Origin of the sequence: Paenibacillus flagellatus (assembly GCF_003217775.1) — a bacterium.
In the GTDB taxonomy this organism is placed as follows: domain Bacteria; phylum Bacillota; class Bacilli; order Paenibacillales; family NBRC-103111; genus Paenibacillus_AB; species Paenibacillus_AB flagellatus.
The window spans coordinates 64,361-86,084 of the sequence record NZ_QJVJ01000005.1 but is presented as its reverse complement, the minus strand read 5'-3'; the positions used below and the strand labels follow the sequence as shown (position 1 = coordinate 86,084).

The window sequence follows — 21,724 nt, the reverse complement described above, 5'->3', positions numbered from 1 at the left end:
ATCGTAACCATGAAAGTAAAAGCGATCAACCACCTTTGTTTCTCCGTATCGGATTTGGAGGCCTCGATCGATTTTTATAAACGAGTTTTCGAAGCCAAGCTGCTGGTAAAGGGTAGAAAACTGGCGTATTTCGACTTGAACGGTCTATGGATCGCATTAAATCAGGAAGATATCGCCAGAACGCCAGCCATCCGGTCTTATACGCATATCGCCTTTACGATCGAGGAAACGGACTTGGAGCTCATGCTGGAACGGCTGTGTGAAACGAACGCAACGATCCTGCCTGGCCGAGAGAGAGACGAGAAGGATAAGAAATCGATTTATTTTACGGATCCGGACGGTCATCTGTTCGAATTTCATACCGGCTGTTTGGAGGACCGCTTGGCCTATTATAAGGCCGAGAAGGAGCATATGATGTTTTATGAAACGCCGAACGAAGTCGGTGAACGAAAGGACAAACACCCATGAGCTTGCCGCCGAAGCATATCGTAACCGCGGCCGCGATCGTGTTGGATCGGGAAAACCGGATTTTGCTGCTGAACGGGCCGAAAAGAGGATGGGAAATGCCGGGCGGGCATGTGGAGGAAGGGGAGTCGTTAGCCTCCGCCGCGGTCCGAGAGACGAAGGAAGAAACCGGAATCGATATCGAGATTGTGAGATTTTGCGGAATGTATCAGAACGTGAAAGACTCGGTCTGCAGTACGTTGTTTTTGGCGCGGCCCGTCGGAGGCGAGTTTCAGACGTCGGCGGAAAGCCAAGAAATCGGCTATTTTTCCGTGGAGGAGGCCCTGGATCGGATCACTTGGCCGATTTTCAAAGACCAAATCCGCTCGTGCTTGAACAGGGATGAACCGTTTCTCGTTGAATTTAATGCTTAGCGGCGGTTGACTAAGGCGTTATGAGCCATGCCGAAGCGAGGCTTATTCGGGAGTAAAACTCGTTTGGAAAGTCGGTGCGAACGTGTACATATCGATAGCGGCCTTTGTGTTCGCGGTAGCGATCGGAGTGGTCATCCTCTTTCAGCTGGCATTGGCGGCAGGGGCGCCATGGGGGAGTTACGCGATGGGCGGTGCGTTTACCGAAACGCTCCCGCCTGCTATGCGCGTAGCTGCGCTCGTTCAAGCGGCGATCTTGGCAATCGCGGCCATCGTTGTACTCAGCAAAGCCGGCCTGCTGTTTCCGGCTTGGCAGTCGTTCGCAAGCGCGGCGGCGGCTTGGTTCGTCGTCCCTCTTTCGGCGCTGGCGACGGTACTGAACGTGATGACGAGGAGCAAACGGGAACGAACGGTTTGGGCGCCCGTTTCCTTGCTGTTGCTGGCGACAAGCCTGATCGTAGCCTTCGGGTAACGAAAGAGAAGAGGAGGACGCCGGTTTGATTTACGTCATCAGACATGGGCAAACGGATTGGAATGAACAAGGTCGACTCCAAGGAAGACGAGGCCTGCCGTTAAACGACAATGGAATCCGGCAAGCGGAACGACTAAAGGAGCGGCTCGCATCCGTCGCCTTCGACTACGTGTTCTCTTCCCCGCAGCAGAGAGCCGTTCAGACGGCGGAAATCGCAACGAGCAAGAAGGCGATGACGGATCCGCGTTTGGACGTTTTCGACTTGGGCGAAGCGGACGGCTTACGAAGAAGCGAGGTGAACATGTCCGGCGGCGTCCCCGATCCTCAACTGTACAAGGGCGTTGAACCGATCCAAAGCTTCGTCAACCGAGTGTTCGACTATATGCGCGAGCTGGAAGGCCGATACGGCGGCAAAGATGTCCGCATCCTATTGTCCGGCCATCGATGCACGACCGGCTGTATTGGCGCTTATTTCGAAGGGATGCCTGCCGACGGGAACCTATTGAGATATGCTTCGGGCAACGGAGAATATAAAATATACGCATTTGATTGAGACTGCTTTTCAAACCTATGGCGTCATTGTGGAGGGAGCATGGATATGAATATGGAAGAAGCGAGGACGATCATCGACGAACGATTACGGATATGAAAGCGATTGGCGAGAACGTTGCGGAGGATTTGCCCAACGGGCTAAAAGCCGGAGAACGCTTGCAGCTGCAAGGATAGTCGGTATTCAGGATGAAAAACGGAAAGATATCGCTTATTGAAGATCACAGTTAAAAACGGAGGGATCCAACATGCCGTACATCCATCTTCAAATTACGAAAGGCGCCACCCGCGAGCAAAAAGCTCTCATTGTGCAGCAGTTTACGGAAACGTTGGTCACCGTACTGGGGAAAAAACCGGAGCATACCCATATCGTCATTCAGGAGATCGAGGAGGAGAACTGGGGCTATTCCGGGATGCTGACCGACGATTATCGAAAAAGTTTTAGCTGACCGATGCCGCAAATGGACCGGCCTGCAGGTTGCAAATCGAAGCCTTCAGCTGAAACGATGCTAGATGCAAATAAGGAGGTTTTCGATATGCCGCAAACGAACCCGGCATCGAGCCGATCTATTTCACGGAAGAACGCGTCCGCGATTTTATCGCCGACACTTCCGACGAACTGAAGGGCTGGCTTGCGGAATTGGTGGACTAGCCCGGCCGGCCGGCCGAACGACGCTCAGGGAGTTGACGTCATGATCATCCGATCGTATAGGAAAAAGCGGAGAGGGCTTGGGCGGCAGATGCTGTCCGCTTTGGAGGAAGCGGCGAAGGCGAAAGGATACACCACACTGATTTTGGACACGACGAGCAGTCAAACGCCGGCCCAAACGTTGTTTGAACGAAACGGGTACAAAGAAACGAAGCGAACTCACTGGAAAGGGCGGGGGCTTATTTATTACGCAAAGGAACTGCCGTAGCCGCTCACAGGCGTTCATAGCAAGGCGGACGGCGGCATGCCGGAATGGAGGAGGGGCTCCAATCCCTCGGAAAATGCGCGAGCCTGTGAGCGGAAGTCGATTATGTATATCGGTTGACGACGATGTATATTGAAACGGCAAAGGTAAGGGTTAAGATGGAAATAAAGCGCAAAGTAAAATGAAAGCGCTATCTTTTTTTCGGAGGGGAAGACGCTTGTCCAGACGATGGTATCGAAAGCTGCTCCTGTCCTATTTGCCGATCTTTTTCATGATCGTCTCTCTGTTGGCGATCATCTTTTTTCTCGCCGTAGGCGATCTTTCCCGAAAACAAGCGCGGCAGGCGAACGATGTGTTCGCACGCCACGTGGCGCAGGCGATCGAGCATTCGCTGCGTAGCATCGACCAGACGCTGATCAAAGATATTCAAACCGAAACGTTTCGCCGGTTTTTCTTTCGCGAGGATAACGCCTATTTGGCCGCATACGAATTGTCCGAAAAGCTGAGAACGATCGTCGTCAATACGCCGTACGTCGATTCGATGTACGCCTACCGGCTGTCGGACCGCATGATTTTGAGCCCGAATACGATGGTCCCGCTCGAGCAGTTCGGCGACCGCGAGTTTATCGAGTCCGTCGTTCGCGACGGCATTCCCGGGCGATGGACGGAACGGCGGCCGTTCAGCGAGCTGCCGGAGCGGGAGCAGGCGCGTCCGGTCGTCAGTCTGGTCCACAAGGCGCCGATCTTATCCGGGTCGGCGGGCTTCGTCGTCGTCAACGTTCGCGTCGACTCGCTCAAAAAGCTGATCGACGACATGTCGGGGATCGGGATCAGCTACGTGAACGTGTTCGCACCGGGCGGCGGTTACGTGACCGGCTCCGCACGGCCGGACGGACAAGGCAACGTGTCGCAGCCGTCCTCCGGAATCGAATTGAGCCAGCTCGAATCGCCCTATACCGGCTGGACCATTCGAAGCGGGTTGAAAAACGCGACGGCGGGAGAGCTGTTCTCCGCCTTCTCCATCGTCTGGCCGTTCCTCGGGCTGGCGGTCGTACTGGCGGGAGCCGTCATCATCTTTTACGTAACCGGCCGACACTACCGGCCGATTCAATCGGTTCTTGCGCGAATCCACACCTATTCCGTCCAGAAAAGCAGCCAATTGCTCGGCAAATCGAGCGGCGACGAATTCGCCTTCATCGAGATGTCGCTCGACAAGCTGATGGAGCAAGCGAACAAATACGAGAAGCGGTTCGAGGAGGACCTGCTGATTCGAAGAAAGCATTTGTTTCAAGAGCTGCTGGACGGCCACCGCGCGTTCGTTCCCGAAGAATGGGCGGACGAGGCGGCCCTTCGGCCGTTGTCCGGCGGCAGCGACCGATGGGGAATCGCGATCGCGGAGATGGACAAGTATGCGGAATTTTGCAGCCGGTATGACGAGCGGGACCAATATTTGCTGAAGCATGTGCTGAACAGCGTTCTTCACGAAATCGCCCAATCCATGAACGGATCCGTATGGGCGGAGTGGCTCTCCAATTCCCGGATCGGCATTCTGTACGGATGGCAAGCGAGCATGCAAACGGAAGAAGTAATTGTGCGGCATTGCGAGCAAGTCAAAGATTGGCTGGAAGCGAACGTGACGTTCACCGTGACGTTCGGCATCGGGACGACGGTAAGCCGAATCGCCGACTTGCCTTTATCGTATGCGGATGCGCAGGAAGCGCTGAACTATCGACCGGCGCTCGGCGGCAACCGGCTCATTCGATACGGGGAGCTCGGAAGAGGAGGCAGCGGCGGATCGGGCTTCGAGCATCTGCACCATATTCATCGGATGGCCCACGAATTTCGAATCGGGCAGCGCCAGTGGCGGGACAGCTTCGATGAAATGTTCCGCCGGATGAGAAGCAGCGTGATCCCCCGCGACGATATCGTCCACCTGGCCAATTACTTCGTCTATTCGTTTTCTCGGGAAATCGGCCGGCTGCCGGAGTCCTATCAAGACATTTGGAGCCGAACCGTGCTGCCCCGGCTGACGGAAGCGCTGGAGGGCTCGGACACGCTTGAGGAAATCGAAGCCCGGTTTCGGAAGGCGCTTGACGACGGCGCCAATCAGATGGATGCGCTGCGAGAGACGAAATCCGGCCATGCCATATCGCGAGAGGTGCGGCAGTATATCGAGGAGCGTTATGCGAATCCCGACCTGTCGCTTGACCATCTGAGCGAAGTGTTCGGGTTTACGGGCAGTTACTTGAGCCGGCTGTTTCGCGAAGAATTCGGGGAGCGGTTCGTCGATTACTTGATGAAGGTCCGGATCGAGAACGCCAAAACGATGCTGCGGGACACGTCGCTGCCGGTTCAGGAAATCGGCCGGCAGGTCGGGTACACCCATGCGATTTCGTTCATCCGCACGTTCAAGAAGGCCGTCGGCATGACTCCCGGGGAATATCGCAGGTAACGGTCCGAATCGGTTAACCGTGCCGATTCTGTATATGCCCGCTCGCCGACCGCATTTTGCGCAGACGGTATATCGATTTCGGATCTTGTCGATTGCCGCCTCCGAATCCGATCGCCTACAGTAAGGGTGCGCCGCGAAAACGGCGGAAGCATCGACCGAACATGCAAGGGAAGAGGAGGTGAATCGATGAAACCGGCATGGGAGGCAGGCGCGGACGCATCGACGGTCCGGCTAAGGCGGTTGCAGCGCGCTGTTCGAAGAAATATTCCGCTATATTTCCTGTTCGTACCGGTAATTGTTTTCTTCGCGATATTCAAGTACGCTCCGATGTTCGGCCTTGTTATCGCCTTCAAAGACTACAATTTCGCCGACGGCATCATGGGCAGCCCGTGGGTCGGGCTGAAGCACTACGAGATGATATTCGGCAACCCGCAAATGCTGCAAATTATCCGCAACACGCTCCTGTTGAGCATACTCGGCATCGTCGTCGGCTTTCCCGTCCCGATCGCGCTGGCCATTATGCTGAACGAGGTAAGAAGGCGCTGGTTCAAGCAATGGGTGCAGACGCTTGTCTACTTGCCGCATTTCCTGAACTGGGTCATCGTCGGGGGAATCGTCATCACGATTTTCTCTCAGCAAAGCGGCATCGTGAACCATTGGGTCGAGAAGTGGACCGGGGAGGCGTTTCCGTTTCTGTACAACGAGACGTCTTGGGTCGCGATCTTCATCGGCTCGGGCATATGGAAGGGGGCGGGCTGGGGTGCGATCATTTATTTGGCGGCGCTTACGGCGATCGATCCCCATCTGTACGAGGCGGCCGGCATCGACGGCGCCGGCAAATGGAGGCAGATGGTTCACGTCACGCTCCCCGGCATTAGCCCGACCGTCGTGCTCGTCTTGATTTTATCCATCGGCAACGTGATGGAGGTCGGGTTCGAGCAGGTGACGAACTTGCAAAATCAGGGGGTGTCGGACGTCTCCGAGGTGATCAGCACGTACATGTACAAATTCGGCTTGCAGCGCGCTCAGTTCAGCTTGTCCACGGCAATGGGCCTGTTCGAGTCGCTGGTCGGATTATTGCTGGTCGTAACGGCGAATCGGATCGCACGAGCGTACAATCATGAATTGTGGTAGGTGAAGGACATGCGCGTCTCGACGGGTGAAAAATGGTTTTACGCGTTCAATTACGTTTTGCTGACGCTGGCGGGACTGTCGTGCGCGCTGCCGATCGTTCATGTGGCGGCGTTATCCCTCAGCGATTCGCAGGCGGTGTTATCCGGCCTCGTCGGCCTGTGGCCGGTAGGGTGGACGTTCGGCGCTTACGAAAGCTTGATCGCCGGCACAGGCATCGTCCGGGCGTTCCGGAACAGCGTGACGCTGACCGTCGTCGGCGTCGTGCTCAGCATGACGTTTACGATTATGGCCGCGTATCCGCTGTCGCGGCCGTACATGGCGGGCCGAAGGTTTTACACGGCGGCGATCGTATTCACGATGCTGTTCGGCGGCGGTTTGATCCCGACGTACATGGTCGTAAAAGCGTTGGGCTTGATCAATACATACGCCGCGATATGGCTTCCCGGACTCGTAAGCGCATACAACATGCTGGTGCTTCGTTCGTTTTTCCAGCAGCTGCCGAGCGAGCTGGACGACGCGTCGCGCATGGACGGCTGCGGGGAGCTGCGATATTTGGTCCGGATCGCGCTTCCGCTGTCGCTTCCGGTATTGGCCGCGCTTACGCTGTTTTACGCGGTCGGGTACTGGAACGCGTTTCAAAACGTGCTGATCTACATCAATTCGACCGAAAAGCTCAATATGTCGGTCATGGTGCAGCAGATGATCCGGAGCCAGTCGCTGCTGCAGGAAATGAGCTACGTCCAGCCGGACAGCTCCGTCGGGCTTACGCCCGAGTCGATCAAGGCGGCCGGCATCGTCGCGAGCCTGCTGCCGATGCTGATCATTTATCCGTTTTTGCAAAAATATTTCGTCAAGGGCATGCTGCTCGGTTCGGTCAAAGGATAAGACAAAAGGGAGGTCCATGGGCATGAAGTGGTGGAACAACAAGCGGAGCATGGCGCTGCTTGGCGGTATCGCCGTGCTCGGTTCGGCCGTCGCGGGCTGCACGGGCGGCGATCCGAAGCCTGGAGCGGACGGGGCGGCCCCGGCGAAAAAACCGGTCATAACCGTATCGGCCTACGATCGGGGCCAAGTGCCGCAGGAGGAAGGCACGATTGAGAAAAACCGGTGGACGGAGTGGATTAACGAGCATTCGCCGGTGGAAGTCAAGTGGGTGGCGATTCCGCGCAACGAATCGGTCGAGAAGCTGAACGCGCTGTTCGCCGCGGGCGACGCGCCGGATCTCGTGTTCGAGTACAGCGCGCAATTCCGCAACGACCTGTACGTGCAAAAACAGATCATGCCGCTCGACGAGCTGATCGAAAAGCACAGCACGGAATACAAGAAGCTCATGCAGCAGTACCCGGCGTTGAAGAAGCTCGGCACGAAGCCGGACGGCAAGCTGTACGAGGTAGGCCGGGCGCCCGGTCTGCAGACGAACCACGTGCTGTTCATCCGGAACGATTGGTTGAAGAAGCTGAAGCTGGACGTGCCCAAAACGACGGAGGACTTGTACAAAGTCGCGAAGGCGTTCGCCGAGAACGATCCGGACGGCAACGGCAAGCGGGATACGTTCGGCATGAACATCAGCTTCATCGGCGAATATACGCTTGATCACATGTTCCAGAACCAGCACTGGTTCGTGAACAAGGACGGCGTCGTCGAGCACGCGTGGGAGCAAGCCCGGGAGGCGACCGCTTTCCGCAAAAGGCTGTTCGAGGAAGGCATCGTCGACAAAGACTTTTTGACGGACAAAAACGGGCAGAAGGCGAAGCAGGACTGGATCAACGGCAAGCTCGGCATGTATGCGGCCAATGTCGGCCTCCAGGATTTCCCCACCTTCGAAGCGTTCATGAAAAACAATCCGACCGCGGAGCCGATCCCGATCCCGCTGCCGGCCAGCTCATTCGGTCAATTCAGTCCGATCCTGAACGTCCCGTTCCAAATGACGGCGGTCGTCAACGCGAAGGCGAAAAACCCGGAGGCGGTCATCCGCTTCATCGACTTCCTCGTCTCGGAGCCGACGGCGAAGATGCTGAACCTCGGTCAAGAGGGCGTCCATTACAAGCTGAACGCCAACGGGTGTCCGCAAGCGATCGATCCGGAGAAAAACCGCAAGGAGGTCGATTATTTCGCCGCCAACCAGATGCTGTCCCCGGTGTTGTTCGGAGGCAAGTGCAACCACGATCTGAAGTACGCGCAGTACGATCCGGCGAAGCCGATCGAGGCCGCGTTTTTGAACGCGATCAAGCTGGCGCGCGAGGCTTACTTGAGCAAAGACCGGCCGATGTCCAGCCTGACGCACGTCGAATGGTGGCCGGCGCTTCCGAACGACCTGGTGACGATCCGCGCCAATTCGCTTCAGCAGGTCAGCGATACGCTGGTCAAGGCGGTCGTGAGCGGCGGTTACACCGTCGAGCAAGCGGTGCGGGACGCCAAGTCGGCTTGGGAGAAGGGCGGGGGCACGAAGGTCGACGAGTGGCTGAAAGCGTGGCACGCCGAAAACAAAGGCAAAGCGATGCTGACGGAGGACATGTATAAATAAGATCCGTTTTCGGAGCGACGGAGGAAACGCGATGATTCATTTCGATACGAACGTGTATGTGCGCAATATGGAAGCGATCGTCGAGCGGGAGTTCGACTACCGCAGCGTCGGCGCCGAGGGCGATTGGAACGAGTGGCAGCGCCGATTCCGTGCGAGACTGTGGGAGGCGACGGGGCTTGCGCATATCGACCGGGTCAACGCCGATGTGCCCTTGTCGCCGGAAACGGTGGAGCGGCTGTCCTTTCCCGGATACGTTCGGGAAAAAAGCTACGTGCAGACGGAGGCGGGCATCCGGATCCCGTTCTACTTGCTGCTGCCGTCGAACGGGCAGGAGCCGTATCCGCTCGTGCTGGCGGTTCACGGCCACGGACGCCGCGGGAAGGAAGTGTACGTCGGCCATTTCGAAGACGAGCAGGAGCGGCAGGAAAGCTTGGAAGGGGAGCGCGATATCGCGCTCCAGGCGGTGGCGGAAGGGTACGCTGCGATCGCCATGGACGTACGCGGCTTCTGGGAGATGGCGCGGGCGGACGAGGTCGAGGCGAAGAAGAACAATTCGTGCGCGGAGCTGCAAAAGCATGCGATGATGTACGGCCGCACGCTCATCGGCGAGCGGGTGCACGATATGCGGAGGCTGATCGCGTATGCGGGCACGAGGCCGGAAATCGACACGTCGCGCATCGTCATAACGGGCAATTCCGGGGGAGGCCAAGTGTCCTTGTTCACGGCGGCGCTCGACGAGCGCATCTCGGTGTGCGTGCCGGGCTCGTTCTTCAGCACGTTCCGCGGCTCGCTTCTCGAGCAGTCGGTTTGGCACTGCATGTGCAACTTCGTGCCCGGCATGCTGCGTCTCGGCGAAATGTACGACGTGGCCGGCTTGATCGCGCCGCGGCCGCTGCTGTGCGTGAACGGGGAACGCGACGCCATTTTCCCGATCGATTCCGCGCGGGAGGCGATCGGCCACGTGCAGCGCATCTATGCGGCCATGGGAGCGCCCGATCGGTGCCGGCTGTATGTCGGCCACGGAGGCCATCGGTATTACAAGGAACCGGTATGGCCGTTCGTCAAAACGTCTCTCCGCTTGCTCGATTGACAACGGATGGACTAATACCCAGTTGGGGGAGGTTGTCGTTCCATGATTTCGACGGCAAGCATGAGAAAGGGCGTTCTGATCGGATTGTTGACGTTCGTCATGGCGGTTGTGGGTACGATCGGCGGGGGGCCGGTTAGGGCGGAAGGGGATTCGAGCGGGGGGAATGTGTCGGCTGACGCTCCCGACGATTTCGACAAGCTTCGGGAGGCGTGGAAAGACCGGCTGACCGGCGGCTCGCTGCTCGATCCGGCCGACCCGGATTTGAGAACGTTCGTCCAATCGTTCGCCACCAGAGCCAAAACGTATCAAGATACGATGAAGCGAAGCGCCGACCGGGACTATCTATGGGACGGGCTTGATACGACAACCCCGTCGGCCCATATTACGAGCGCGTATTCCCGTCTCTTCACGATGGCGGCGGCGTTTGCGATGAACGGCTCACCCCTGTACGGCAGCGAGCCGTTGAAACGGGACATCGTCGAGTCGCTGGATTGGATGTACGACAAGTGGTACAACGAGTCGAAGCAGCCGTTCGGCAACTGGTGGGACTGGGAGGTCGGCACACCGCTGCAGCTGAACAACATCGTCACGCTGATGTATGAGCAATTATCGCCGGAGCAACGGATCCGATACCTGAAACCGATCGACCGTTTTCTCCCCGACCCGACCTATTCGATTTTGCAAAAGGCGACGACGGACGGAACGGGCCGCATCAACCGGGTGCAGATCGTCGGCCTGAGGGGGATCTTGGTCAAGGATGCCGGCAAAATCGAAATGGCCCGAGACGCCCTCGCTCCGGCCCTGCTGTATACGACGAAAGGCGACGGGTTTTACGCGGACGGATCGTTTATCGCTCATGAGCATCACGCCTATACCGGAAGCTACGGAGCCGTATTCATGGACCAGATCACGAATGTGCTGCTGCTCTTCGCCCACTCCCCGTGGGAGGTGAACGACCCGAACGTCGGCAACGTGTACCGCTGGGCGTTCGATTCGTTCGAGCCGCTGATCTACCAAGGCGCGATGATGGACATGACGCGCGGAAGATCGATCTCGCGCACGACGGAGGACCATAAGGCGGGCAGGGCGGCGATCCTGCCGATTCTCCGGCTGGCGCAGTTCGCCCCCGAAGATGTCGCCATGCGCATCAAGCGGAGGGTGAAGGCATGGATCGCGGAGGATCGGACGTTCGCCAACTATTACGGGGATAACCCGAATATTTACGGCGGCAACTTGAACGTGACCGATTACATCGCGGCGAAATCGCTTATGAACGATCCCTCGGTCGTACCGGCTGCGCCGACGGTGACCTACCGCCAATACGCTTCGATGGACCGGGCCGTGCAGCGCCGCCCCGGCTACGGCTTCGGCATCAGCATGTTCTCCGATCGAATCGCCAACTTCGAGCTGGGCAACGGGGAAAATTTGAAGGGCTGGTATACCGGCGACGGGATGACGTATTTGTACAACGGCGATCAGCTGCAGTTCGGCGACGGCTTCTGGCCGACGGTCGACCCGTATCGGCTGCCCGGCACGACGTCCGACGGATTGGAAAGGCCGTATAACCGGAAAAGCGAGAAATCGTGGGTCGGCGGCGTATCGATGGATGGCGTATACGGCGCGGTCGGCATGGATTTGGCGCCGCCGGGAAGCACGCTTCGCGGCAAAAAGTCGTGGTTTCTGTTCGACGATGAGGTCATCGCGCTGGGAGCCGGCATTACGAGCGCGGATAATCGGACCGTGGAGACGATCGCGGAAAACCGAAAGCTGAATGCGTCCGGCAGCAACCCGTTGATCGTAAACGGCGCCCCGAAGCCCGCCGGACTCGGCTGGTCCGAAACGATGGAGCGTGTCGAATGGGCCCACTTGTCCGGCGAAGCGGCGGGATCGGACATCGGCTACGTGTTTCCCGGAGCCTCTTCCATCCAAGGAAAGCGCGAATCCCGGGAAGGGTCGTGGAAGCAAATCAACAGCGGACAGCCGGATCAGCGGATCGTCCGGAACTATATGAGTCTTGCGTTCAATCACGGCACGAATCCGACGGACGCCGCGTATGCCTACGTTGTGCTGCCCGGCCGAACGGCGGAGGCGACGCAAGCGTATAGCGAACGTCCGGATATCGACATCGTCGAAAATTCGAAAGCGTTGCAGGCGGTGCGGGATCGGAAGCTCGGCATCACGGCGGCGAATTTTTGGGAGGCGGGGACCGTCGGCTACGTAACGGCCCGTCATCCGGCGGCCGTCATGATCAAGGAGGTAGGCGACCGCGTCACCGTTGCGGTTTCCGATCCGTCCCAGACCCGGAGCGAGATCGAAATCGATGTCCGCCTCGCCGGCACCGTCGTCGAGAAGGACGATTCGATCCAAGCCGATGCGGGCACCGAGTCCATTAGATTGGTCGTCGCGACCGCCGGTTCGAGAGGAAAAACCCATTACGTGACGATCAAGAAGTCGGCGGAACCCTCGAACGACGGCGAATTCCGGGCGGCGGGATGGATGGCGCTCGACCACGATTCCTTTTGGGGGGAGCGGGCGAAGAAGCTTCATCTGACGCTGAGCGGCGGAGGGGGGACGGTCGACGGGCCGCGGGAAGCCCGCTTGCGGATGCACGCGGAGCCCCAGGGGCGGGAGCTCGACGTTCGGGCCGCGGAATCGCTCGTCGTCACGAATGACAGTTTGTCCTTTCAAGGGACGGGAACCGATTCGAGCGGGAGAAGCTACGCGGTTCGCCTGATGGGAGGACCGGCGTCCGATAATCCCGCAACGACCGTATTGTCGTTGATCGTCAGGGATGCGAGCGATCCGTCGGCGCCTCCGCTTTATGCCGGAACGGGGTTGAAGTTCACGGGGAACTGGAAATGAAGCAAGGACAAAAACGGGGCAGCGTATCGGCTGCCTCGTTTTTTTATGGATGCGCTTTTTGTAATCGATGTTGTAAGATGGGGAGGGAAGCAAGTTGGAGAGAATGGGGAGGGAGGTGCAAACCGATGGGCGGAGCCGTTGCCGATCGGCTGCGATGGGCCGTCGACACATTGAAGGTGGCCCCTTCGGACCGGTTGCTTGAAATCGGCTGCGGGAATGGCGCGGCGGTATCTCTCATCGGCGACATGCTGGTCGGCGGGACGATTACCGCCATCGATCGATCGGCGGGCGCGATCCGAATCGCGGCCGGTCGCAACGCCGGGCATGTATCGTCCGGGAGGGCGGTTTTTGTGGCCGGTGCGCTGCACGAAGCCGATCTAGGCCGGGACCGATATGACAAAATATTCGCCGTAAACGTGAATGTGTTCTGGATGGACGCGGACCGGGAGCTGGCCATCCTCCGCGAACGGCTGTCGCCGGGCGGCGCCCTCTACTTGTTCAATCAGCCTCCCGCCGCGGACAAGCTCCCGCTTATTGCCGAGCGGACGAGCCGCAACTTGCTGAACGCCGGTTTTCGAATCCGGCGTATATTCGAGAACGAGCTGCTGCCGGTCGCGGGCGTATGCGTGATCGGAGATTAAGGCATAGGGCCTTTGCATTCCATACCAAATGAAAGAAGGGACCACCGCAATGATCATCCCCATTAAGCTGACGAAAGAGGAACGGGCGGAAATCGTGAAAGACGTGCAAGCATTTTTCGAGGAAGAACGGTCCGAGACGATCGGCGATTTGGCGGCGGAGCACATTCTCGATTTCATGATGAAAGCGATCGGGCCTTATGTGTACAACAAAGCGCTTTCCGATGCGAGAGGGTTGATCAACGAAAGGGTCAATCAAATCGAAGACGATTTGTATGCGCTGGAAAAACCGACGCGACATAAGCGGTAAAGGCGGGCAACGCACCGAATTCGTTATACCCATTCTATCCGTTGTGAACGCGCCCGGGTGCCTCTACAATGAAGAGAAACCGGTAATCGAAAGGAAGATGACGATGCCCGGCGCCCAAATGTGGCCCGACTGCGACGAGGATATCCGACGATTCGTCGGGAATGTGGTGAAACGGCTGAAGAGCGAGCTGCAAAACCGGCTGACCGGCGTTTACCTTCACGGCTCATTGGCGATGGGCAGCTATTATCGTCCGAAAAGCGACATCGACCTGATCGCGGTCGTGGACGGCAGGCTGTCAGCCGATTTGGCCGAAAAGACCGCGATCTCCGTCGCCGAGGAGGCGTCCCGCCGACCGACCGTCGGCAATGTCGAGATGAGCGCGATCACGAAGGAGACGGCCAAGCGAGTGCCGGTTCCGATGCCGTTCGAATGGCACTACAGCTCCAGCTGGCACGACCGGATCGTCAACCGCGAGGTCGACTACCGGGAAGAGCGTACCGACCCGGACTTGCCCTCGCACTTGATGTACGTAACGAAGCGAGGAATCCGCCTGTACGGCCGGCCGATCCCCGAAACGTTCGGTCAAGTGGAGTGGCGGTTTTTATGGGATGCCGTCCGGGATGACTTGGACTGGATTTTGCAAGACGGGCATATCGCGGAGACGCCTTTCTACAGCGTGCTGAATATTTGCCGAGTTTTCCAATTGACGGCTTCGGACAGCCGCACGGTGTACAGCAAGGAGGAGGGGGGCCTTTGGGGGCTCGTCCATTTGCCCCGGGAGCATCACCCCGTCATCCGGCAGGCGCTCGAGGTTTACCGCTCCTCGGAGACCGTCACGGAGGAGCAGAGAAGAACGGGGGGCCGGGAATGGGACCGGGACAAGCTGTTCGCCTTCAGGGATTACGCCCGTTCGAGGCTCGGCGGCCCCGGTACGGAGCAATCGCGCTGACTGCAACGAATGGAGGGTCGTAAGAAATGAAGCAAAACAAATACGACGATATCGCCTTTTTCGAGAAGTACGGCCAAATGCCGCGCTCGGTCGGCGGATTGGACGCGGCCGGAGAATGGCCCGCGCTCCGGGAGATGCTTCCCGAGCTGCAGGGCAAACGCGTGCTCGATCTCGGCTGCGGCTACGGCTGGCATTGCCGGTATGCGCGCGAACGGCAGGCTCGATCGGTGGTGGGCGTGGACCTCTCGGAGAATATGCTGGCGCGAGCCAGAGCGAGCACGGACGATCCCGCGATCGAATACCGCCGCGGCGCCATCGAAGACGTCGATTTCGCCGAAGGGGAGTTCGACGTCGTCATCAGCTCGCTTGCGCTTCATTACGTGGAGCGATTCGACGACGCCTGCCGCAACGTCCACCATTGTCTGACGCCGGGCGGTTCGTTCGTCCTTTCGGTCGAGCATCCGATCTTCACGGCTCGGGCCGCCCAAGATTGGCATTACGGCCCGCAGGGAGAGCGGCTGCATTGGCCCGTGGACGACTACCAGGACGAAGGACCGCGCCAGACGCGATTTCTCGATCACGACGTCGTCAAATACCACCGAACCGTCGCCACCCACGTCAACGCGCTGCTCGATGCCGGATTCCGCATAACGCGACTGTCCGAGCCTCAACCGACGCCGGAAGCGTTGGCCGAGCATCCCGACATGCGGGACGAGACGCGCCGGCCCCTTTTTCTATTGATAGCGGCGGTGAAGCCGGATGAGGAAAGAAGGTAGATGGCTGTTGGAGGCGGCGGCGGCTTCGTTCGCGGCGGTCGCGGGGGTTCAGCTTTTTTTGACAGCGAGAGGGTTCTACGTAACCGACACTTATGTCCCGGATATCGTCAAGGCGTACGACAACGTCGATTATTTATCCGACAGCGTATCGATAGGACGAACCCGCCCCATCGGATGGCTTGAACATTCGATCGTCTTTTTGATCCTCTGTGCGCTGTACTATTCGATTCGGTATTTGTTATGGAGAGCGGGCCGAAAGCGGTAATGCGTCCGCCTTCCGTCGTCCGGTTCACTTTAACGGAATCGCACACGAAAAAGCGAATCCTCCGCAGCGGCGCGAGAATTCGCCTTTCGGGCTATTCCGTCTTCAACGATTTCCGAACCCGCTCGATTTGGTCCAAATAATCGACGGCGCAGTCGGCGAACAGGTCCGCGATGAGGCGGCCTTTCTCCTTCGAGGCCGCTTCCGGGAATCCCCAATAGCCGTCGCCGGTCAAGTCGACCGCATCGAAGTAATCGAGGAAATCTTGCGGAACGGCGGTCGGCGGCTGCTGCACCGGCTTCTTCACATGCTCCTCGCAAAAATGCAGCATGAGCGACGTTTCCTTCTCGCCTCCATGGATGTCCCCTTCCGTATGCTGGACAATCCCGACCGTACGTTTATTAACGATTCCCGTCGTGATCAGGATCACTTCCATCGCGTGTCCGGCATCCTCGAAATCGCGGTTCAATTGCCGGATCGTCGGCTTCAAAATCCAGTTGCCGCCGTGCCCGTTGACGAGGATCAGTTTCCGGTAGCCGGTGACCCTTAACGAATCGGCGATGTCGCGAATGACGAGGGCGAGCGTATCCGCTTTCAAATAAACGGTGCCTTTGCTCTTCCGATGCTCGATCGAGGCGGTGATGCTCAACGTCGGCAGCAAGTAGGCGTCGAGCCTCTCGGCAAGCCGGTGAGCGAGCTCTCCGACGATAATGGTATCGGTGCCGACGGGTAAATGACTGCCGTGCTGCTCGATCGCTCCGATCGGGAGGACGGCGGTAACGGATGAATGCGCTTCGAAATCGTTGCGCGTGTGGAACATGGTTAGCATAAGGGGCGGACACCCTTTCAACGTGTAATGGCGGGCGGATTCTGGAGGTCGCATCTACTCCCATCCTAGCAGTCCGCCGAAACCCCGTGAAACGGTCAAAATCGATTTTTACTGGGACGTTTCTATTCTTTTCTTCTCCCGGAGCCCGAAGAAGAGTCCGGAATCCGGCCGGCCGACCTCTCGCTACCGTTTAAAGGTTTGCCGACTTGGACGAGCGTGGACGGAACCGGATTCGGCGGGTTGTACTTGTACGCGGCCGATTTGCCGGCGTCGTACGAGTATCGGCCCCCGGTCAAGACGATGAAGGGATACCGGACTGGAAAGAGATCGGGTGGGTTACGCATCCCGACAACGCCGGCGTCGCCTCGAGCGCGGCGGGCTGTCTGGAGAACGCGCTTCTCGACGAGGCGTGTTTCGATTACCATTGCGTCTTCTCCAAGGGCAGGATGACCGAGCGGCGAGCTTCCCGGATCGATCCGCGCGTCGAAGAGGACGAGGCGATACGGGCCGACTATTTGAACCGGTACCGGATGGAACGGACGTTGAACGGCGGATGAGCGGGCAAGGGGGAGAGCCGGGGGACGGGCCCCGCCATAACGCCCCCGAAGGTCGCACGCATACCCGGACCGGCGCCTGCCGGTCCGTTCCTTTAGACGGTCCCGTTTTGGGCCGTCCGCTTCCGAAAATCGTTCGGCGTCACGCCGTTCGATTTCTTGAACATGCGGTAAAAATACGAGCTGCTCGTAAAACCCGTCATTTTGGCGATATCCGCGACGGAACAATCGGATTCGAGCAGCAGCCGCTTCGATTCCTTCATGCGAACGTCCTGGATGACGTCCGTCAACGTATAGAAGGTCAGCTGCTTGTACAGGCGGCTCAAATAGATCGGCGACATGTCCAGCTCGTCGGCGATCGAGTTCAGGCACAGATTGGGGTTGCCGTAATCCCGCTCGATAATTTCGTTGATCCGCCGCACCAACTCTTCCTGCTTCGCGCTCCGCTTGTCCTCCAGCCGTTTGCTCAGCCGGTCGAATATCCCGTTAAATTGATCCAAAATCTCGTCGAGGACCTCCACCCGGTCCGGCAAGACGAGCGCCGAATCCAAGTCGGCTTCGATCGGCACGGCGTTGTTTTTCCGAATCGTGTTCAAGACGTTGATGACGGTGAACGTCAAGTGGGAAATCGTCAGCTGCACGACGGGATACGGATATTCCGACGTCGCCCGGATCATCTCGGCCAGAACGGCCTTCGCTTCGTCCGTTTTGCCGGTCATCAGGCAATCGACCAGCACTTTCTCCCGCTGAACCGGAAACGCATATTCCTTCGTTTTCAAGGCCATAACGTCGTCCGACCGGAGCAGGCAGCCGTGCCCGTGGAACAGCCGGTGCAGCGAAGCTTCCTTCACCTGGTTATACAGCAGGATGCTTTGGTCGAACGTAGTCCGCACCGGGCTTACCGTGACGGAAACCGACAGCCGAAGATGCTTGACGACGGCGGCCTGCATCGACCGCAGCATGTCGTCGACGGCGTCGTCGTCGGAAATCCGGCGCGGCTCGTCGCCGGACAGCAGCAGCAGCATCCGGTCGTCTCCCAGATCGACGGTCTCGACATGCATCGCGGCCGAGCCGATCTCCGCGCATATGTTCAGGACGGCGTATTTGACCAACCGGATTCCGTCCCGGTATTTGTCGACGCATTCCGAATAGCGGTCCAGCTTGAGGAGGACGAGCCGGGAATGGCGGTCGACGCGGATCGGGGAGCCGAACGCGGCCAGCTTCGTCTGCATCGTGGCGGGACCGCAGCTCTCCCGGCCCAGTACGATGTTGCGAAGGAAGTCCTGCTTCAATATATGCCGGTTGTCTCTTCGCTCCGTTTCCAGCGCTTTCAACCGCTGCAGCACGTTATGGATCGGACCGTACAGCTTACGGGTGGCGAGTACCGACACGAGCAAGCCGACGAGCAGCAGCGCCAGGCTGAAATAGACGGTTTTCGCCCGCATGACCGCAATTTCGCGGGTGATGTCCGCGTATGGCGTCGTTCGCACGTATCTCCAGCCAAGCGCATCCGGAGCCGTATACGAGACGAGCGATTTGACGCCATCGACCGTATCGACGAAATAATCGGAGCCGGACTCGTTTTCCACGATATGCCGAATGTACGCCTTTCCCGAATAATCCGTCAGCATCGGATCGTCCCCGTTCCTCGAAAGCAGCACCCCGCGCCCGTTCATGATGAACGTTCTTCCGCCCGTGCCGGCAGTCAAGCTGTCGAAATCTTTGTTGACCCACGACTCGGCGATATTGACGACGACCGCGGCGCTCAGCTCGGCGTCGAGCTCGTCGAACGACAAGTACGAGTAGCTGCTGACCTGCTTCTCGTCCCCGATCGTATACGTTCTCGGTATCGGATAGTAGGGCCGGTACTTGTCGATGTCGCGAAAAATATCGACGATTCCCCGATCGTCCAGCTCCTCCTCGGTTTGACTCCCGTTGCGGAACGTATCCGAGCTGATATAATACGTCCCCGAATTCGCATTGTATACGTAAATCGATTCGATGAACGGCATCGACAGCCGGTAATTGTCCAGCTGCTGCATCGCGATCGTTACGTCGTAAATGTCCGGCTTCGGGAAAAAGATCAGCTTGGCGATCGTCAAATCCCGGTAAATTTGAAACGAAAGCGTTTTCGCCGTATCGGTCATTTTCGCCGCTTCCCGGCTCGTCTGCTTCAGGCTGTTCAGATCGGACCGGGACACTTGGCGCAGCGCGATGCTTTCGAAATTCATGAACAGCAGCGTCGAGGAAATGAGCAGCGTGAGCACGATGCTGACCGACAAGCTGATCAAAATGTTTTTGTAAAAGCTCCTGTTCTCGCTGGACAGGTTCATCTCTTGACCACCCCTTGCCAATGTGCGATTCCGGATGTCGGGGACATTACGGACTTGCTCGGTTTCGTAAAAAAGTATACCGTAAATGAAGCTGTGGATACCAGACGGGAACCACAAAAAGTAGAAAGAACGTATGAAAGTGCGAAATGTTCACTCCCCGAACTGGCGCCAAAACCGCGGAAAAATGCATGTTTATGCCGGAAAGTGGAGTTTCGCCGTCCGGACGACTTCGGTTACGATGAGTGGCGGAAGGGGGATGCGGCCATCGAGATCCGATTCATGTCTAACCAACACACCCGCAGCCGGAGGAGGAACGAAACGTGACCAAACGGGGATTTTGGTACGAACTGAACAAAAACAAGCTGATGTTTTTGATGATACTGCCGACGATACTGTTTTTCTTGATCAACTCTTACGTTCCGATGGTCGGCATTTATTTCGCGTTCACGAGCTTCGATTTCAATGGAGGACTTTTCGGGAGCCCGTTCGTCGGCATGGCCAATTTCAAGTTTTTATGGAAATCCGGCAAGCTGCTCGAGCTCACGATGAATACGATCGGCTACAATCTGGCGTTTATCGTCTTGAAAAACGTGCTTGCGATCGCGCTTGCCGTCCTGCTCAGCGAAATTAGCGGGAAATGGTTCAAAAAGGTGACGCAGTCGATCCTATTCCTGCCTTACTTCGTCTCGTTCGTGCTGCTGAGCGCCATTTCGTACAACATGTTCAATTACGAAACGGGATTCGTGAACACACTGCTGAAATCGTTCGACATGGAGCCGTTCAACTTTTACAACACGCCGTGGATTTGGATCTTCCTGCTGATCGGCTTCTACCTGTGGAAGCAAATCGGCTACAGCATGATCATCTATTTGGCGTCCATCACGGGCATCAACGACGAATATTACGAGGCGGCGCGGATCGACGGCGCGAACATCCTTCAGCGCATCTGGTACATCACGGTGCCGATGCTTATGCCGACGTTCGTCCTGCTGCTGCTGTTCTCGATCGGGAGCATCATGAAGGGGCAGTTCGACCTGTTCTATCAGCTCATCGGCAACAACGGCCTGCTGTTCGGCACGACGGACATTATCGACACGTACGTGTTCCGCTCGCTCAAGGAAACGTTCGACATCGGCATGGCGACGGCGGCGGGATTGTATCAATCCGTCTTCGGCTTCGTCCTGATCGTCTCCGTCAACTATTTGATCAAAAAAATCAACGACGACTACGCGTTGTTCTAACGACACGGGAGGAATGGCCATGAATGTGAGAGCATCGGAAAAATCCGTCGCGTTCAGCGTAATCGCCTATACGGTCGTCTCGCTGGCCGCCGTCGCCTGCCTGTTTCCGTTTCTGCTGATTTTGTCGGGGTCGCTTACGTTGAACGAATCGATCGTCCGGGACGGCTACCGGCTTATCCCGAAGCAGTTTTCGCTGACGGCGTATCAGACGATCTTCGCTTCGCCGGAGCCGATTCTTCGGGCGTACGGCGTCACCACGTTCGTCACAGTCGTCGGGACGACGATCGGGCTGTTCATGACGACGATGGCGGGCTTCGTTCTTCAACGGAAAGACTTCAAGTACCGCAACAAAATCATGTTCTACATTTACTTCACCACGCTGTTCAGCGGCGGGCTTGTCCCGTGGTACATCATGATGACGTCGTACTTGAAGCTGACGAATACGTATACGGCGCTCATCTTTCCGAGCTTGGCCTCGCCGTTTCTCATCATCCTGATGAGAAGCTTCATCAAGTCGGCCGTGCCCGACGAAGTGATCGAGTCCGCGAAAATCGACGGCGCAAACGACTTCAAAATGTATTACCGCATCGTTATGCCGCTGGCGATGCCCGGCATCGCGACCGTCGGGCTGTTCATGGCGCTCGGCTATTGGAACAGCTGGTTTTTGTCGTCGCTGTTCATCAACGATCCGAATAAATTCGAGCTGCAATATTACTTGTACAACATCATCAACACGATGTCGTTCCTGGCCGACTTGGGAGCAAGCGCCGGCATTACGCTGTCCGGGGACATTCCGATGGAGTCGACGAAGCTTGCGATGTCGCTCGTCGTAACGGGGCCGATCCTGCTGCTGTATCCGTTCGTGCAGCGGTATTTCGTCAAGGGACTCACGGTCGGCGCGGTAAAGGGTTAGTTCCGGCGGAAACGCAATTTCGCCGGCTGACATATAGACAACGATCA

22 protein-coding genes are annotated in these 21,724 nt (G+C 57.8%); 20 read left to right on the top strand and 2 right to left on the bottom strand.

Annotated features, from left to right (window positions below):
* The first annotated feature begins 9 nt into the window (after nt 1–9).
* The 17 genes from fosB to DLM86_RS12395 all read left to right on the top strand — a co-directional run bounded on the left by fosB (nt 10) and on the right by DLM86_RS12395 (nt 15,810).
* Nucleotides 10–468 (top strand): metallothiol transferase FosB, encoded by a 459-nt coding sequence (fosB, locus tag DLM86_RS12475; protein WP_110840349.1) that lies wholly within the window; start codon nt 10–12, stop codon nt 466–468.
* Nucleotides 465–878, top strand: a complete 414-nt coding sequence (locus DLM86_RS12470) for an NUDIX hydrolase (protein ID WP_110840348.1) — start codon at nt 465–467, stop codon at nt 876–878. Before fosB ends, DLM86_RS12470 begins: the two co-directional genes overlap by 4 nt.
* Nucleotides 879–1,062: 184 nt before the next feature.
* Nucleotides 1,063–1,347: a hypothetical protein gene (locus tag DLM86_RS12465; protein ID WP_245954564.1), complete on the top strand. Its 285-nt coding sequence runs from the start codon at nt 1,063–1,065 to the stop codon at nt 1,345–1,347.
* Nucleotides 1,348–1,372: 25 nt separating this feature from the next.
* Nucleotides 1,373–1,900 carry a histidine phosphatase family protein gene (locus DLM86_RS12460; protein ID WP_110840346.1) on the top strand — a complete coding sequence of 176 codons (528 nt, stop codon included), beginning with the start codon at nt 1,373–1,375 and terminating at the stop codon, nt 1,898–1,900.
* Nucleotides 1,901–2,144: 244 nt separating this feature from the next.
* Nucleotides 2,145–2,345 carry a tautomerase family protein gene (locus tag DLM86_RS12455; protein ID WP_110840345.1) on the top strand — a complete coding sequence of 67 codons (201 nt, stop codon included), beginning with the start codon at nt 2,145–2,147 and terminating at the stop codon, nt 2,343–2,345.
* 183 nt (nt 2,346–2,528) lie between these two features.
* Nucleotides 2,529–2,813, top strand: a complete 285-nt coding sequence (locus tag DLM86_RS12450; RefSeq protein WP_281272132.1) for a GNAT family N-acetyltransferase — start codon at nt 2,529–2,531, stop codon at nt 2,811–2,813.
* 214 nt (nt 2,814–3,027) lie between these two features.
* Nucleotides 3,028–5,262: a helix-turn-helix domain-containing protein gene (locus DLM86_RS12445; protein WP_158289453.1), complete on the top strand. Its 2,235-nt coding sequence runs from the start codon at nt 3,028–3,030 to the stop codon at nt 5,260–5,262.
* A 186-nt stretch (nt 5,263–5,448) separates the two neighbouring features.
* On the top strand, nt 5,449–6,396 hold the full coding sequence (locus DLM86_RS12440) for an ABC transporter permease (protein WP_110840342.1): 948 nt from the start codon (nt 5,449–5,451) through the stop codon (nt 6,394–6,396).
* Nucleotides 6,397–6,405: 9 nt separating this feature from the next.
* Entirely contained in the window at nt 6,406–7,281 is an 876-nt protein-coding gene (locus DLM86_RS12435; protein WP_110840341.1) for a carbohydrate ABC transporter permease, read from the top strand.
* A 22-nt stretch (nt 7,282–7,303) separates the two neighbouring features.
* Nucleotides 7,304–8,920 carry an extracellular solute-binding protein gene (locus DLM86_RS12430; protein ID WP_158289452.1) on the top strand — a complete coding sequence of 539 codons (1,617 nt, stop codon included), beginning with the start codon at nt 7,304–7,306 and terminating at the stop codon, nt 8,918–8,920.
* A gap of 31 nt (nt 8,921–8,951) precedes the next feature.
* Nucleotides 8,952–10,010: an alpha/beta hydrolase family protein gene (locus DLM86_RS12425; protein ID WP_110840339.1), complete on the top strand. Its 1,059-nt coding sequence runs from the start codon at nt 8,952–8,954 to the stop codon at nt 10,008–10,010.
* Nucleotides 10,011–10,052: 42 nt separating this feature from the next.
* Nucleotides 10,053–12,872: a polysaccharide lyase 8 family protein gene (locus DLM86_RS12420; protein WP_110840338.1), complete on the top strand. Its 2,820-nt coding sequence runs from the start codon at nt 10,053–10,055 to the stop codon at nt 12,870–12,872.
* Between the two features lie 125 nt (nt 12,873–12,997).
* The gene (locus DLM86_RS12415; RefSeq protein WP_110840337.1) at nt 12,998–13,513 is read left to right on the top strand and encodes a class I SAM-dependent methyltransferase; all 516 of its coding nucleotides are present in this window, start codon (nt 12,998–13,000) and stop codon (nt 13,511–13,513) included.
* 49 nt (nt 13,514–13,562) lie between these two features.
* On the top strand, nt 13,563–13,820 hold the full coding sequence (locus tag DLM86_RS12410) for a DUF2164 domain-containing protein (RefSeq protein ID WP_342773082.1): 258 nt from the start codon (nt 13,563–13,565) through the stop codon (nt 13,818–13,820).
* Nucleotides 13,821–13,923: 103 nt separating this feature from the next.
* The gene (locus tag DLM86_RS12405) at nt 13,924–14,769 is read left to right on the top strand and encodes an aminoglycoside adenylyltransferase domain-containing protein (protein WP_158289451.1); all 846 of its coding nucleotides are present in this window, start codon (nt 13,924–13,926) and stop codon (nt 14,767–14,769) included.
* Between the two features lie 26 nt (nt 14,770–14,795).
* Nucleotides 14,796–15,545, top strand: coding sequence for a class I SAM-dependent methyltransferase (locus DLM86_RS12400; protein WP_110840335.1), 750 nt, complete (start codon nt 14,796–14,798; stop codon nt 15,543–15,545).
* Nucleotides 15,529–15,810: a hypothetical protein gene (locus tag DLM86_RS12395; RefSeq protein ID WP_146250203.1), complete on the top strand. Its 282-nt coding sequence runs from the start codon at nt 15,529–15,531 to the stop codon at nt 15,808–15,810. The genes DLM86_RS12400 and DLM86_RS12395 overlap by 17 nt, the downstream gene beginning before the upstream one ends.
* A 91-nt stretch (nt 15,811–15,901) precedes the next feature.
* On the opposite strand, the gene DLM86_RS12390 is transcribed toward DLM86_RS12395, so the two are convergent.
* On the bottom strand, nt 15,902–16,636 hold the full coding sequence (locus DLM86_RS12390; protein ID WP_158289450.1) for a creatininase family protein: 735 nt from the start codon (nt 16,634–16,636) through the stop codon (nt 15,902–15,904).
* A gap of 206 nt (nt 16,637–16,842) precedes the next feature.
* Between DLM86_RS12390 and DLM86_RS12385 the strand changes: the two genes are divergently transcribed.
* Nucleotides 16,843–17,193 (top strand): hypothetical protein, encoded by a 351-nt coding sequence (locus DLM86_RS12385; protein WP_110840332.1) that lies wholly within the window; start codon nt 16,843–16,845, stop codon nt 17,191–17,193.
* A 92-nt stretch (nt 17,194–17,285) separates the two neighbouring features.
* On the opposite strand, the gene DLM86_RS12380 is transcribed toward DLM86_RS12385, so the two are convergent.
* Nucleotides 17,286–19,523, bottom strand: coding sequence for an AraC family transcriptional regulator (locus tag DLM86_RS12380; protein WP_110840331.1), 2,238 nt, complete (start codon nt 19,521–19,523; stop codon nt 17,286–17,288).
* 365 nt (nt 19,524–19,888) lie between these two features.
* Here DLM86_RS12380 and DLM86_RS12375 point away from each other — a divergent pair, with 365 nt between their 5' ends.
* Complete coding sequence (locus DLM86_RS12375) at nt 19,889–20,764, top strand: ABC transporter permease (protein ID WP_110840693.1); 876 nt, start codon at nt 19,889–19,891, stop codon at nt 20,762–20,764.
* A 19-nt stretch (nt 20,765–20,783) separates the two neighbouring features.
* Nucleotides 20,784–21,677, top strand: a complete 894-nt coding sequence (locus tag DLM86_RS12370; protein WP_110840330.1) for a carbohydrate ABC transporter permease — start codon at nt 20,784–20,786, stop codon at nt 21,675–21,677.
* The last annotated feature ends 47 nt before the right edge of the window (nt 21,678–21,724 follow it).